This is a genomic window from Streptomyces sp. NRRL F-5630, from assembly GCF_000719475.1.
Lineage (GTDB): Bacteria > Actinomycetota > Actinomycetes > Streptomycetales > Streptomycetaceae > Streptomyces.
This window is the reverse complement of the sequence record NZ_JOGO01000047.1, coordinates 49,554-62,586: the sequence shown is the minus strand read 5'-3', so window position 1 is coordinate 62,586 and position 13,033 is coordinate 49,554. Positions and strand designations below refer to the sequence as shown.

Genomic DNA, 13,033 nt, shown 5'->3' with positions numbered 1-13,033 from the left:
ACCCCGCCCCTCCGAACCTCCGGCCGCCGCTGCCCCTGACCCCCTACCCCTCCGAACCTCCGGCCGCCGTTTCCCCGAGCCCCTGGCCCCCGAACAACTTCACCCTGAACCCCTGCCCCCGTGCCGCCCTACCCGCTTGATCCGAGAGGAGGAGTCACCCCGGCAAGTGCCCCACGCCGCCCCACTCCACCAGGCCCAGCCGTCCCGCCTCCGTCACCCATCGCGAGACCGACGCGTTGGGCACGGGAGGCAGCTCGTCCGGGGTCGGGTGGCCGATGCCGCCGAAGTACTGCCGTACCGCCACCACGACCGCGTCGTGCGCCACGAGCAGTACGCGCCGACCCGTCGCGGCGCGCGACAGTTCGGTGAGGAACTGGCCGACCCGCACCATCACGTCGGTGAGCGCCTCGCCGCCCGGTGGCCGGTAGTACCAGGTGCCGACGCGCTCGCGCCGCTCCGCCTCGTGCGGGTCGCGGGCGCGGAGTGCGGCGGGCGGGTGGAGGGCGAAGATCCCCTGCTCGCGGTCGCGCAGGCGGTCGTCGACGAGCGCGTCCTCGGCGGGGAGGCCGGCGGCCTCGGCCATGAGCCGCCATGTCTCGCGGGCGCGCACGTACGGGGAGCAGATGACGAGCAGTCCGGGGTCACGCTGGGCGAGCCAGTCGCCGAGCGCGGTCGCCTGTGCGATGCCCCGCTCCGAGAGCGGTACGTCCCGGTCGAGCCCCGGCAGCGGCTCGGTGCGGTCCGCTGTCGCCGGGTCGGCGTACACGGCGTTCGCGGTGCTCTCCCCGTGGCGTACGGCCCACAGTTCGACGAGCGCGCAGGGCGGGGTCAGGGCGGGAACCGACACGAGTACCTCCCGGGGCTGGGAATCGTCCTCGCACAGCTCTACCCCTCCGCGTCCACCCGCACTACGTACTTGCCCCGAACGCCTCCCGCCTCCAGTGCCCGGTGGGCCTCCCCGGTCTCCTCCAGGGGGAAGACCTTCTCCACTTCGGGGTGGAGCGCTCCGGTGGAGACGAGCCGTGCGACCTCGTCGAAGAGGGCGCGCTTCGGATTTCCGCTGAAGAAGCGGACGCGGCGGGGGCCGTGCACTCCGCTCGCCGCGAGGTACCCGAGCGAGGCGAGGGGGCGCGCGAGGTCGAAGGCGATCGTGACCATGCGCCCGCCGGGTGCCAGCAGGCGGCGGTACGTGGGCAGTTCGGTTCCGACCGTGTCGAGTACGACGTCGTAAGCGCCGAGTTCGCCGGGGGAGACCTTCCGGTGGTCGTAGGCGTGGCTCGCGCCCAGTCCCCGGACGAAGTCCAGGTTCGCGCCGCGTGCGAGGGCCGTCACCTCGGCGCCGAGGGCGGCACCGAGCTGGACGGCGATATTGCCGACACCGCCCGCCGCACCGCGCACGAGCAGCCGTTCGCCGGGCTTAAGCCGGGCCTTGTCGCGCAGCGCGGTCACGGCGGTCGTGCCGACGGGGAGTGCGGCGGCGCTCACGAGGTCGAGACCGTCGGGGACCTTGCCGAGCCGCGCGGGCGTCGTCGTGACGTACTCCGCCGCGCTGCCGAAACCGGAGGTGCGCCCCACGACGCCCCACACCCGGTCGCCGGGTGCGAAGCCGCTCGCCCCGGGCCCGAGCTCTGCGACCTCGCCGCTGAAGTCGAGGCCGACGCGCTGCGGGAACTTCCGCCCCGTGAGGAGCCGCATTCGCCCGGAGCGGCTCGCCAGCTCGCCTCCGTTGACGCTGAACGCCCGCACGCGCACCAGTACTTCACCGGCCTTGGGCACGGGGCGGGGTACGTCGCCGACGTACAGCACCTCGGGTCCGCCGTACCGGTCGTAGAGCACAGCTTTCATGATCACGCGCACCTTTCCTCGTCAGGCCCCCGCCGAGCCGAGCGTAGGCTGGTAAACGGACGGAGCCGTCCACTTGGACCGGAGGTGAGAGACAGTGCCGGCTGATTCCTCTCGGATGCGCTCCGAGACGGCGCCCGAACCCGCCCCCGCGCCCCCCGCCCCGCTGCTCGGTGTCGGCGATCCGTCTCTCCGTGGTGAGCCGCCCCTGGGCGCTGACGATCCGGCCTGGGGGGCCGACGCCTCGCCCCTCCGGGGTGGCTCGTGCCTCGGTGCCAAGGCCTCGCCTCTTGGCGCTGACGCCTCGCCCCTCCGGGCCGACGTTCCGCCCCTCCGCCCTAGCTCTCCGTCTCTCGACATCGACGCCTCGCTCCTCCGCGCCGATGTCCCCGCCCTCGGCGCTGACGCCCCGGTCCTCCGCGCCGACGCCTCGCCCCTTGCCACCGGCTCCCCGCCCCTCCGCGCCGACGCCCCGCCCCGCGACACCGGCGCCCCGCCCCTCGGCGCCGAGGGGCCGCCCCCCGGCGCCCCGGCGCTCCGCGTCGACGCCCGACGCAACCGGGCTCGTCTTCTTACCGCGGCGCGGGAGGTTTTTGCCGAGCGGGGGCTTGATGCGCCGATGGCGACTGTCGCGCGGCGGGCCGGGGTCGGTGTGGCCACGTTGTACCGGCGGTTTCCGACGCGCGACGATCTCGTGCGGGCCGCCTTCGCGGAGCAGATGAAGGCGTGTGGGCGGGTGCTCGACGAGGCGGTCGCCGATCCGGACCCGTGGCGTGGGTTCCGGCGCCTCGTCGAGACGGTGTGCGCGCTCCAGGTGGAGGAGCGCGGCTTCCCGGAGGCGTTCGTACGGGCCTTTCCGGACACCGCCCGTGCGCAGACAGGCGAGGCCCGTGCGCAGGCCGCGGAGGACTTCGGGCGTCTCGTCGCCCGCGCGCAGGCGGCCGGAGCTCTTCGTCCGGACTTCCACCCGGCCGACTTCTCGATGCTGCTCCTCGCCCACGGCGGTCTCGTCGCCGCGGCCCCGGCCGATCGCGCGTCCTCGCGCCGACTCGTCGCCTACTTCCTGGAGTCCTTCCGCGCCCGCCCCTCAAGGACACCCCTCCCTGCCCCGGGCTCCCTGGACCTCTTCGCCGGGCCAATCCCACACGACGAGACGCTGCCCGGCGGCCGGGGCGCCTGAAGCGGGGAGCGCCGGAACGGCGGGGCGTCCGGGTGGTGTCCGGGTCCCGGCGCCGGGGGCAGGAGGACCGGGCGGATGTGCTGGACCCGGTTCCGTGGCGGCTCATCGCCGTTGGCAGCGGTTCGGGACGGTGGGCAGGAGGACTCGGGGTCGGGGAGTGGGAGCGGTGACGGCGCGGGGTGAGGAGAGGGTGGCTCCGAGCGTGACGCGACCGACCTGCCGTCGGGGGTGGGCGCGTCTCGCGGTGTCATCCCTCAGGGCACGTGGGGCCCTGGTGGACGCAGGCGGGTCCGCAGGACGGGGGCGTGGGTCCGCCGCCTGACAGGAGGGCCCGGCGAGGGTGGGAGGGCGGTCCGCCTGCGCGGCAGGGCGTCCCGGCGGTTAGACGGTGGAGGGGAGGACCCGGGGTCGGGGAGCGGGCGGGGCGGCGGCGCGGGTGAGGAGAGGGCGGGCGCTGAGTGCGGCGTGACCGGCACGCTGCCGGGGAGCGGTGGCGCCTCGCAACGCCCTCAGGTCAAGCGGGCGCCCGGCGGGCGGGTCCGCAGGACGGGAGCGTGGGTCCGCCGCCTCGGAGCGCGGCCCCGCAGGTCGGGAGGGCGGTCCGCCTGTGCGGGAGGGTGGGGCGCTGTGTCAGGTCGGCAGCGTCATCAGTGCCACCGGTTTCGATGTCGGCGCCCGGGAGCCGGTCTTGGGCTCGATCGTCAGTCCCATCGCCGTGGCCGCGCGGGGGGAGCCCTCCATGAGGACCGTGCCCGAGGAGCCGGGGAGGAGTCCGGCGGGGCGCATCGTGCCGTCCACGTCGAACCAGAGCTGGTAGACCGTGCCCGCCGGGGGTCTCGGCAGGCCGGTCGCCGCGAAGACGGCGCCGTCGCGGGCGCGCGAGACGACGACCGTGGCGCGGCCTCCCGCGTCGAGTGGCGCGCTCGCCACCCGCACGTCGGGGGCCGAGAGGACGGCGTCCAGCCGCGCGGCGCGGTCCTGGGCCGCGCGTACCTCCGTACGGGCCTCGTGGGCGCGCTGACCCTGCCACACCGCCGTGCCGCCGAGTGCCGCGGCGAGCGCGACGCAGGCCGCGAGGGCCCAGTGCACGGCGCGCGGGCGGCGGCGGGGCGGCGCGGCGCGGACGGCCGGCGGTGGCTCCTGCCGTACGTCGGCGACCCGGGCCATGACCGCGTCCTTGAAGCCGGGCGGCGGGGTCACCGCGGCGGCCAGGCCCAGCTTCGTGGCCGTCTCGGTGAACTCGCGCACCTCCTGCGCGCACGCGGCGCAGTGGGCCATGTGCCGCTCGAAGGCGGCCTCTTCGGCCGGTTCGAGGGCGTGGAGGGCGTACGCCCCGGTGAGGAGGTGGCTGTCGGCCGTGGTGCTCATGCGCCCACTCCCAGGCAGTCGCGAAGCCGGATGAGGCCGTCACGCAGACGGGTCTTGACGGTGCCGAGGGGCAGCGCGAGGAGTTCGGCGACCTCGCGGTAGGTGAGGCCGCGGTAGTAGGCGAGGGTCACCGACTCGCGCTGGCGCTCGGTGAGGCTGCCGAGACAGCGCCGTACCTGCTCCTGTTCGAGCCGGGTCTCGACCTGCTCGGCGACCTCGTCGTACGCGGGCGTGTTCTGTTCGAGCAGGCCCGCGCGGCGTTCGCGCGCGGCGGACGCCTCGACGGACCGTACGCGGTCGACGGCGCGGCGGTGCGCGAGCGTCAGCACCCAGTTCGTGACCGAACCGAGATCCGGGCGGTAGCGGCCCGCCGTGCGCCACACCTCGACGAGGACCTCCTGCGCGACCTCCTCGGACTGCGCGCGGTCGCGCAGCACGCGCCGCACGACGCCGAGCAGCGGGCCCGCGACGGCGTCGTGCACCGCCGAGAAGGCGTCGCGGTCGCCGCGCGCCACCCTGGCCATCAGCTCTTCGAGCGGGGGCGCGGCGGCCGGGTTCCCCACGATGTAGACGGGCTCTTTCACGCGTACCTCGCTCGCTCCCACTGCCTCGGCCCCGGGCCGGTGCCTTGTCGCCCCGGTGGCCCTTGCCCCGTATGCCCCGAACGAGGGGCGCGGCGTCGGCGTTACGGGGGTGATTCGGAGCGGGGGGCGGGACGGATGGGTGCGGGATTCCGCAGGGCGGTGGGGCGGGGAGCGGACCCGGCTCTCGCCGGGAGGGGCTTCCGCATAAGTCGGCTTCGCCCCAAGTCGGCTCCGCCGGGGGCCGGTCTCCGGGCGCGCGTGCGGGCCGGGCGCCGTCCCCGGTGGTGTGCGCACGCGAAAAGGGCGCCCGGTGCGCGTCGCCCTTCCCGCAGGTGGTCCGCCTGCGGTCCGGGCGCGCGCCCCGTACGCCACGGCGCGTTCCGCAGCCGGAAGCGACCTTTCCGTCGGGGGAAACCCCACGAAACGGACACAAGCGGCTGGCGGACGCGCGTAGTCACATCGTCAGGGGACTCCCCTCGCGGCCCCCTGGCGTATGTTTTTTCGAGTTAACAGTGACGTAGAGTGTTTACGCAAGCCTGATTTCGCGTTCGGGGCCACGGAACCTCATGTTCCGGGCGAGCGGAGGGGGGAACGGGGGTGGCCGTGGAGGAGCCTGCGCCGCAGTTCAGCAGCCTGCGCGCCAAGGTCGAATACATGATCGAAAAGACGTTTCCCGGGCAGCGGGTCTCGGGACGTTTCTTCGCCGAGCATGTCCGCCGCAAGGGCGGTGCCCTCTCGCACAGCTACTTCTCCAACATCCTCGCGGGGAAGGTCACCCACCCCTCCGAGGACATCCTCAAGGCGCTCGGGCTCGGCTTCGGGGTCGACTGGCGGTTCTTCAAGGACGAGTCGGAGGTCGTCGAGGACGTGCTCTCGGGGCTGCGCTTCCTCGCCCGGCACCGCACGGGCGAGGTGAGCGGGGTCGCCGCGCGCGGGCCCGTACGGGACGGACTCCCGCCGGAACTGCTGGACTTCGCGCTGAGCCTGCTCGCCGAGGAGGACGGCGCGGCGGCGCTGGACGGCGGGCCCACCGTGACGTCCGCCGAGCCGGAGGGCTGAGCCGTGTCCCTGCGTGCGCTGCGCAAGGAGTGCGAGGAACACCTCGCGGGGCTGCCGGTGCCGAGCCCGTTCACGATCGAGGGGCTCGTCGCGGCGATGGAGGCCGCGCGCGGGCGCCGCATCGTGCTGCGCGAGCTTCCCGAGCACCTGGCCCGCCCCGGCGGCGCCTGCGGCCTCCGGCTCGCCACGCCGCGCGTGAGCCTCGTCCTCTACCGGCGCCGCCCGACCCCGTACCAGACCCAGCACGTCGTGCTCCACGAGCTGTGCCACGAGTGGTTCGACCACGGCGCCTCGCCGGACGCGGACCAACTCGCGCGGCTCCTGCCGGTCTTCGACTCGGACCTGGTCCGCAGAGTGCTCGGCGAGGGCGGCTCGGTGCAGGCGCGGGCGGGCTATGGGACCCACGACGAGCGCATGGCGGAACTGGGCGCCTCGCTCATCCCCCGGATGGCCCGCGACGCCGGGAGCGACGACATGGTGGGCCGCCTCGCCAGTTCCCTCGCCCGCCCGGTCGCCCACCGCAGGCGCGGCCTGTTCGGGAGGCGGGGGCCGGAGGAGGGCTGAGCCGGAGCGGGTGGACGACCCGGCGCGCGGACCCCCCGCGGGCACGAGGGGGCCACACGCCGGCCGGCCGAACCGTGGCGCCGGTCCCGCCCGGGTCCGGCCCGCTCGCGCCCGGGTCGCTGCCAACCCCTTTGCGCCCGGGCTGCGTTCAACCCCCTTGCGCCCGGGTCGCATTCGGCCCCCCTCGCCCGCCCGCCTGCGCGGCCCCCACGCCCAGCCGTCGCCCCCGCCCGCCCTCGTGCGCGTTCCCCCACCTCATCGGCCGCCCCCCATCGGCCACCGCCCCTCACCCCCCGCCGGTCCGCCCGCGTCCGCCCTCGCCTCGCCGGAAACCGTGCGCCCGGCCTCCGGAACCCCCGTACGCCTGTTCGTGGTGACGGCCTAGGATTTCGCTCCGTGTCCCCCACACCGCTCGACCTCGCCGGGTACGCCGTCGCGTGCCTCATGACCGCCGTCGCCCTGTGGCGTATGCCCGCCGCCCTCTGGGGGGACGAGGAGGACCGAAGACGGCGGGCGCTGTGGGGGTGCTACGCGGGGTTCGCCGCGGCCCTGTGGACGAAGACGCAGTACGTGCGCGTGCGGCTCAACGACAGTGCGGTGATCGACCTCGCCGTGATCGTGAAGCACTACACGGCGACCATCGCGATCCTCGCCATCCTCAGCTACATCGTGGCGATCTACGGGCGGTACGAGAGCGACGTCGACATCCCACGCCACGTCCGTTTCGCCCGGACCGTCCAACGCGTCGCCGCCCGCGCCGCCTTGGCCACGCTCGTCCTCCTGACCGTGCTCTTCTTCACCGTCGTCGACCGCTCGCACCCCTCGGACCGCTTCGTCGCCGACCACGCGGGCGAGTGGGGCGCGACGCTCTACTACACCGTGTTCTACGTGTACTTGGGCGCCGCCTCCGCCGTGTGCGCGGTGCAGTGGTGGCTCGCCGTGCGCTTCGCTCCGCGCCGGCACCTGCGGATCGGGCTCGGGATGATGGCCGTCGCGATGGTCATCGGCGTCGCGTACACGCTCAGCCGCAGCGTCTTCCTGTGGATCAGCGTCGCCGACCGCCCGAGCGAGAGCTTCGCGCTCTCCTTCGACAAGTGGACCGAGGCAGGGCAGGTCGTGCTCTTCACGCTCTTCGCCATCGGCGCCTCGATCCCCGCCTTCGCCACCGGGGCCAGGCGGCTGCGCCTGTGGCGCGCGCAGGCCGCGCTGCACCCGCTGTGGCGCGACCTCATGACCGCCTTCCCCGAGCAGCCCTTCGCGCCGCCCGCGCCCCTCGCCAGGGAACTCCTGCGGCTCGGCACGCCCGCGGATGTGCGGATCGACCGGTGGGCGGCCGATATCGCGGACGCTCTTGAGCAGTTGCGGCACTGGGCGCCCGAGGGCCCGGCGGCGGGCGGCGGGCCCGAGGAGTCCGCGCGCTGGATCAGGACGGCCCTCGCCGCCCACGCCTCCGGTGCCCCCGCCGGTCCGGCGGGCCCCGCCCTCGTCCCGCCGCAGGCGGCCGACCAGGACGGCGAGATCGCGTGGCTGCTGCGCGTCTCGGCCGCGTACCGCGACGCCGTGCGCAAGCCCGCGGCCTCCCTCACCCCTCCCGTACCGACCCCGAAAGGCACCCCTTCGTGAGCACGACGACCGCGCAGGACCACCGCCTGGCCCGTACCGTCACCGACGTCTTCCAGCCGCGCAACCTCCTCCTCGGCGGCATGGCGGCGGTCGGGCTCGCGGCGGCAGGTGACTGGACGGGCCTGCCCTGGGGCCTGCTCGGCGCGCTGTGCGCGGGCATCATCCCCGCCGCGTACATCGAGTGGGAACGCGGGCGCGGCACCTGGGGAGACCGGCACGTCGTCGACCGCAGGCAGCGCGCGCCGATCTTCTTCGTCATCCTCGCCTCGATCGGCACGGGCGCCGTCATCATGCTCCTGGGGCACGCCCCGAACGGCATCCTGCGCGCCATGCTCGCGCTGTGGCTCATGACGATCATCCTGCTCGCGGTCAACACCGCCTGGAAGATCAGCGTCGACGCCTCCGTGGCCTCGGCGGTCGTCGCCCTCCTCGCCTGCGTCCACTCCCCGTGGTGGCTCTGCGCCTACGCCCTGACGGCGGCGGTCTGCTGGTCGCGCGTGGCGCTGGGCTACCACACGGTGGCGCAGGTGTGCGCGGGGACGGCGCTGGGCGCGGCGACGGCGCTGGCGTACGTGGGGGCGTGAGGACGGGCTCCCGACGGGCCGGGACGGCGAGCTTCCCGCAGGCCGGGAGGGGGCGGCCGTTCCGGCTCGTGTGACCCGTCGCGTCGGCGTTTCGGGCCCGGACAGACGAAAGGGGAGCGTCTCCGCTCCCCGCCACTCTCAAGGTATAGCGCAAGGGGGGTCTTGCCGCAAGACCCCCCTTTTCGCGCAGAATCTCCCGCCTGGGGCCGGACCAGGCCGCCGGAGTAGACCGAGGGGGAACACGTACATGAGCCATGTCGTCATCGCGGGTGCCGGGCCGACCGGACTGATGCTCGCGGCGGAGTTGCGGCTGCACGGTGTCGAGGTGCTCGTGCTCGACAAGGACCCCGCGCCGTACGCGTGGTCGCGGGCGCTGGGGCTGCACGTGCGCAGCATCGAGATCATGGAGCAGCGGGGGCTTCTGGAGAAGTTCCTCGCGCGCGGGAAGGTCTTCCGCGTGGGCGGGTTCTTCGCCGCGCTCGGGGACCGGTGGCCGGAGGGGCTCGACTCGGCGCACGCGTACGTGCTGGGCATCCCGCAGACGGTGACCGAGGAACTGCTCACGGAGCACGCCACGGGGCTCGGCGCGCGGATCGTGCGCGGCGCCGAGGTGACCGGCTTCGCGCAGGACGCGGAGGGCGTCGACGTGCGGCTCGCGGACGGGAGCACGCACCGCGCCGGGTGGCTCGTGGGGTGCGACGGGGGGCGCAGCACGGTCCGCTCGCTGCTCGGCGTCGGCTTCCCCGGGGAGCCGACGCGCAACGAGACGCTGCTCGCCGAGGCGGAGGTGACCGCGCCCGCCGAGGAGGTCACGGAGGTGGTCGCGCGGGTGCGCGAGACGCAGAAGCGGTTCGGGCTCGGGCCGCTGGGCGACGGGTACTGGCGGATCGTCACGCCCGCGCGGGAAGTCGCGGGGCCAGAGGCGCCCGCGCCCTCGCTCGACGAGCTGCGGGACTCCCTGCGGGCCGCCGCGGGCACGGATTTCGGGGTGCGGGCGCCGCGCCGCCTGACCCGCTTCGGTGACGCGACCCGGCTCGCCGAGCAGTACCGGGTGGGCCGCGTCCTCCTCGCGGGCGACGCCGCGCACATCCACCCGCCGACCGGCGGCCAGGGCCTCAACCTCGGTATCCAGGACGCCTTCAACCTCGGCTGGAAGCTCGCGGCGGAGATCACGGGCCGGGCGCCGAAGGGGCTGCTCGACACCTACGAGAGCGAGCGGCGGCCCGTCGCGGAGGAGGTGCTCGACAACACGCGCGCGCAGATGGAGCTGCTGGCGACGACGCCGGGGGCGCGGGCGGTGCGGCGGCTCCTGGGCGAACTGGTCGTCTCGTACGACGCCGTCAACCAGCACCTGATCGAGAAGCTGACCGCGATCGGCGTGCGGTACGACGTGGGCGGGGGCGAACACCCGTTGCTGGGCATGAGGTTGCGGGACCTCGCGGGCGGCCGGGTGTACGCGGCCATGCACGAGGGGCGCGGCGTCCTCGTGGAGGGCGGTCCCGGGCGGCTCTCCGTGGCCGGGTGGGAGGACCGGGTCGCGCACGTCGTAGGGGCGGAGGCCGCCGAGGACGAGGGGCCGGCCGGTGAGGTGCTCCGCCAGGGCGGCGCGGTACTGGCGCGGCCGGATGGGCATGTGGTGTGGGTGGGAACGGGTGAGGACGAGGGCCTGCGGGACGCCCTGGAGCGGTGGCTCGGGGCGGCGGGGGAGCGGTAGCGCCGGAGCCGGGCCGCGCGGCGGCGGTCGTCGGCCTTCCCGGCCCGGTGGACGGTCTTCCCGGGCGGGGCGCGGGGTGGTGGGATCAGGCGCATGAACCCGTCTGCTTCCGCCACTCCCGGCCCGTCCCCCGTCTACGACCGCATCGGTGTCGGTTACCGGCGGGTGCGGCAGCCCGATCCCCGGCTCGCCGCGCTGATCCGCGAGGGCCTGGGCGGGGCCCGCACGGTCGTCAACGTCGGCGCGGGCACGGGCTCGTACGAGCCGGCCGACGCGGAGGTCGTCGCCGTCGATCCCTCGCGGGTCATGCTCGACCAGCACCCCGGGGCGCGAAAGGTACGGGCCAGTGCGTCGGCTCTTCCCTTCGCCGACGGCGCGTTCGACGCGGCCATGGCTGTCCTGACCGTGCACCACTGGCCCGATCCGCTGCGGGGGCTCGCCGAGTTGCGGCGCGTGGCGCGCAGGCGGCTCCTCTTCACGTGGGACCCGGATCACCGGCCCGAACTGTGGGTGGTCGGGGAGTACGTCCCGGAGATCCGCGCGATGGAGCGGGCCCGGTTCGCGCCCCTGTCCGAGATGGCCGAGGCGATGGGGGCGCAAGCGTCGTGCCGTTCCCCATCCCGCACGACTTCACGGACGGCTTCCAGACCGCGTACTGGCGGCGGCCCGAGATGTTCCTCGATCCCGCCGTGCGGGCGGCGAGTTCGACGTTCGCGCAGCTCCCCGGCTCCGTCGTCGGGCCCGCCGTCGCGCGGCTGCGGGCCGACCTGGAGTCGGGGGAGTGGCACCGCCGCCACGCCGAGCTGCTGACCCGCGACGCCGTGGACTACGGGTACCGGCTGCTCATCGCCGGGGAGTGAGCGGGGGCGCTCAGGGCGAGCCGTGCCGGGCCAGGTGGAGGCCGGGCGCGGGGCGAGGGCGTGACGGGCGGACGGCCCGGCCACGTGCGGCCGGAGCGGGGCCGGTCCGGGCACCGTGCCCGCGACGGCCGGATTGTCCTGACACCCTTTTCGCCTCCGTCGCTCACCCGCCGTTCACCCCGGCGCCCGTTGCCGTCCTTAGCGTCCTCGGCGCGACGGTCCTCACCGGCCGGAGCCCGCACCGTCCGCGCGAAGCCCGCAGGGCCCGCGCGGTCCACCACGAGCACCGGGGAGCAGACCCGTGGACAGCATCAGCCGCAAGCCCCGCCGCCTCGGCACGACCCTCGCCGCCGTCGCGGCGACGGCGGTCGTCACGATGGTGGTCAGCCCCACCCTGGGGGCCTCCGCCCAGGCGCCGCAGGGCGAGAAGTCCCCTCGGGCCGCCGCCGGGAAGGCGACCAAGGCCAAGAACGTCATCTTCGTCAACGGCGACGGCATGGGCCCCGCCGCGCGCGAGGCCGCCCGGCTCTACCTCGCCGGTCTCGACGGCGAGCTGACCATGGACAAGCTCCCCGTCGCCGGGCAGCTCACGACGAGCCCGCACGACCCGAAGGCCGTCGTCACCGACTCGGCCGCCGCCGCCTCCGCCTGGGCGACCGGCGAGAAGACGTACAACGGCGCGATCAGCGTCGACGTGGACGGCAACAAGCTCGCCACGCTCGGCCAGCAGGCCAAGGCCGCCGGGAAGCGGACCGGTCTCGTCACGACCGCGCAGGTCACCGACGCCTCCCCCGCCGCGTTCTTCTCCCAGACCGCCGACCGGGGCCAGCAGGACGAGATCGCGCGCCACTACCTCGACGTCTCGAAGCCGGACGTGATCCTCGGCGGCGGCGAGGACTGGTGGCTGCCGAAGGGTACCCCGGGCGCCTTCCCCGACAAGCCCGCCGAGGACCCGAGCGAGGGGAGCAAGGGCACGAAGGGGAACCTCGTCGCGAAGGCGAAGAAGAAGGGGTACGAGTACGTCTCCTCCGCCAAGCGGCTCGGCGCGGCGAAGGCGAAGGACGGGAAGCTGCTCGGCCTCTTCGCCAACGAGGAGATGTTCCAGCAGAAGCCCGAGGGGCAGGGCGACGTCTACAAGCCGGTCGTCGACCTCGCGACGATGACGGCCAAGGCGCTCGACACGCTCGACGGCAAGGGGAAGAACAAGAACACGAACGGCTTCTTCCTCATGGTCGAGGAGGAGGGGGTCGACGAGTTCGCGCACGCCAACAACGCCGAGAAGACCCTGGAGTCGATGCGGCAGCTGGAGCGCACCGTGGCGGTCGCGCGCCAGTACGTGGCCACGCACCCCGACACGCTGCTCGTCGTCACCGCCGACCACGAGACGGGCGGCCTCGCCGTCGAGGAGAACGACCCGTCCGACGAGTCGGGCTCGGGCCAGTCCACCGAGGACGGGCCCTTCCCGGTCCGCAACTCGGACAAGTCCTTCACGATCGACTGGACCACGGGCCAGCACACCTCGGTCGCCGTGCCGGTCACGGCCGAGGGCCCCTCCGCCGACCGCTTCAACGGCAAGCACCCGAACACGTACGTGCACACGGTGCTGGGCGACATCCTGACCCGGCGCTGAGGCGCGCCCGGGGGCGGCCGGCCGG

Annotated in this window: 11 protein-coding genes and 1 pseudogene; 8 read left to right on the top strand and 4 right to left on the bottom strand. The window is 74.6% G+C overall.

The genetic code is table 11. The features are described from left to right. Positions 1 to 154: 154 nt before the first annotated feature. Entirely contained in the window at positions 155 to 847 is a 693-nt protein-coding gene (locus tag IF99_RS0120980) for a histidine phosphatase family protein (protein ID WP_030998149.1), read from the bottom strand. 38 nt (positions 848 to 885) lie between these two features. Continuing rightward, a complete protein-coding gene (locus IF99_RS0120975; RefSeq protein ID WP_030998148.1) occupies positions 886 to 1,845 on the bottom strand; it encodes an NAD(P)-dependent alcohol dehydrogenase in 960 nt (319 codons plus the stop codon). Positions 1,846 to 2,461: 616 nt separating this feature from the next. Between IF99_RS0120975 and IF99_RS0120970 the strand changes: the two genes are divergently transcribed. Next, positions 2,462 to 3,022, top strand: a complete 561-nt coding sequence (locus IF99_RS0120970) for a TetR/AcrR family transcriptional regulator (protein WP_234340786.1) — start codon at positions 2,462 to 2,464, stop codon at positions 3,020 to 3,022. A 630-nt stretch (positions 3,023 to 3,652) separates the two neighbouring features. Here IF99_RS0120970 and IF99_RS0120965 read toward each other — a convergent pair. Further along, the gene (locus tag IF99_RS0120965) at positions 3,653 to 4,390 is read right to left on the bottom strand and encodes an anti-sigma factor (protein ID WP_030998146.1); all 738 of its coding nucleotides are present in this window, start codon (positions 4,388 to 4,390) and stop codon (positions 3,653 to 3,655) included. Beyond that, positions 4,387 to 4,974, bottom strand: a complete 588-nt coding sequence (locus IF99_RS0120960; protein ID WP_030998145.1) for a sigma-70 family RNA polymerase sigma factor — start codon at positions 4,972 to 4,974, stop codon at positions 4,387 to 4,389. Before IF99_RS0120960 ends, IF99_RS0120965 begins: the two co-directional genes overlap by 4 nt. A gap of 597 nt (positions 4,975 to 5,571) precedes the next feature. Between IF99_RS0120960 and IF99_RS0120955 the strand changes: the two genes are divergently transcribed. The 7 genes and pseudogenes from IF99_RS0120955 to IF99_RS0120925 all read left to right on the top strand — a co-directional run bounded on the left by IF99_RS0120955 (position 5,572) and on the right by IF99_RS0120925 (position 13,008). After that, positions 5,572 to 6,033 carry a hypothetical protein gene (locus IF99_RS0120955; RefSeq protein ID WP_030998144.1) on the top strand — a complete coding sequence of 154 codons (462 nt, stop codon included), beginning with the start codon at positions 5,572 to 5,574 and terminating at the stop codon, positions 6,031 to 6,033. A 3-nt stretch (positions 6,034 to 6,036) separates the two neighbouring features. After that, positions 6,037 to 6,597 carry a hypothetical protein gene (locus tag IF99_RS0120950; RefSeq protein WP_030998143.1) on the top strand — a complete coding sequence of 187 codons (561 nt, stop codon included), beginning with the start codon at positions 6,037 to 6,039 and terminating at the stop codon, positions 6,595 to 6,597. Positions 6,598 to 7,041: 444 nt separating this feature from the next. Then, positions 7,042 to 8,220, top strand: a complete 1,179-nt coding sequence (locus tag IF99_RS0120945) for an MAB_1171c family putative transporter (RefSeq protein ID WP_234340787.1) — start codon at positions 7,042 to 7,044, stop codon at positions 8,218 to 8,220. After that, entirely contained in the window at positions 8,217 to 8,804 is a 588-nt protein-coding gene (locus IF99_RS0120940; protein WP_030998141.1) for a hypothetical protein, read from the top strand. The genes IF99_RS0120945 and IF99_RS0120940 overlap by 4 nt, the downstream gene beginning before the upstream one ends. A 247-nt stretch (positions 8,805 to 9,051) precedes the next feature. Continuing rightward, the gene (locus IF99_RS0120935; RefSeq protein ID WP_030998140.1) at positions 9,052 to 10,518 is read left to right on the top strand and encodes an FAD-dependent monooxygenase; all 1,467 of its coding nucleotides are present in this window, start codon (positions 9,052 to 9,054) and stop codon (positions 10,516 to 10,518) included. Positions 10,519 to 10,611: 93 nt separating this feature from the next. Further along, positions 10,612 to 11,378, top strand: a pseudogene (locus IF99_RS30980) (class I SAM-dependent methyltransferase). A gap of 301 nt (positions 11,379 to 11,679) precedes the next feature. Further along, positions 11,680 to 13,008 (top strand): alkaline phosphatase, encoded by a 1,329-nt coding sequence (locus tag IF99_RS0120925; RefSeq protein WP_030998139.1) that lies wholly within the window; start codon positions 11,680 to 11,682, stop codon positions 13,006 to 13,008. Positions 13,009 to 13,033 lie beyond the last annotated feature (25 nt).

What these genes read in the sequence shown, in the direction of transcription:
- IF99_RS0120975 (WP_030998148.1), bottom strand. Translation starts at nt 1,845, where the DNA reads ATGAAAGCTGTGCTCTACGACCGGTACGGCGGACCCGAGGTGCTGTAC.
- IF99_RS0120970 (WP_234340786.1), top strand. Translation starts at nt 2,462, where the DNA reads ATGGCGACTGTCGCGCGGCGGGCCGGGGTCGGTGTGGCCACGTTGTAC.
- IF99_RS0120965 (WP_030998146.1), bottom strand. Translation starts at nt 4,390, where the DNA reads ATGAGCACCACGGCCGACAGCCACCTCCTCACCGGGGCGTACGCCCTC.
- IF99_RS0120945 (WP_234340787.1), top strand. Translation starts at nt 7,042, where the DNA reads ATGACCGCCGTCGCCCTGTGGCGTATGCCCGCCGCCCTCTGGGGGGAC.
- IF99_RS0120935 (WP_030998140.1), top strand. Translation starts at nt 9,052, where the DNA reads ATGAGCCATGTCGTCATCGCGGGTGCCGGGCCGACCGGACTGATGCTC.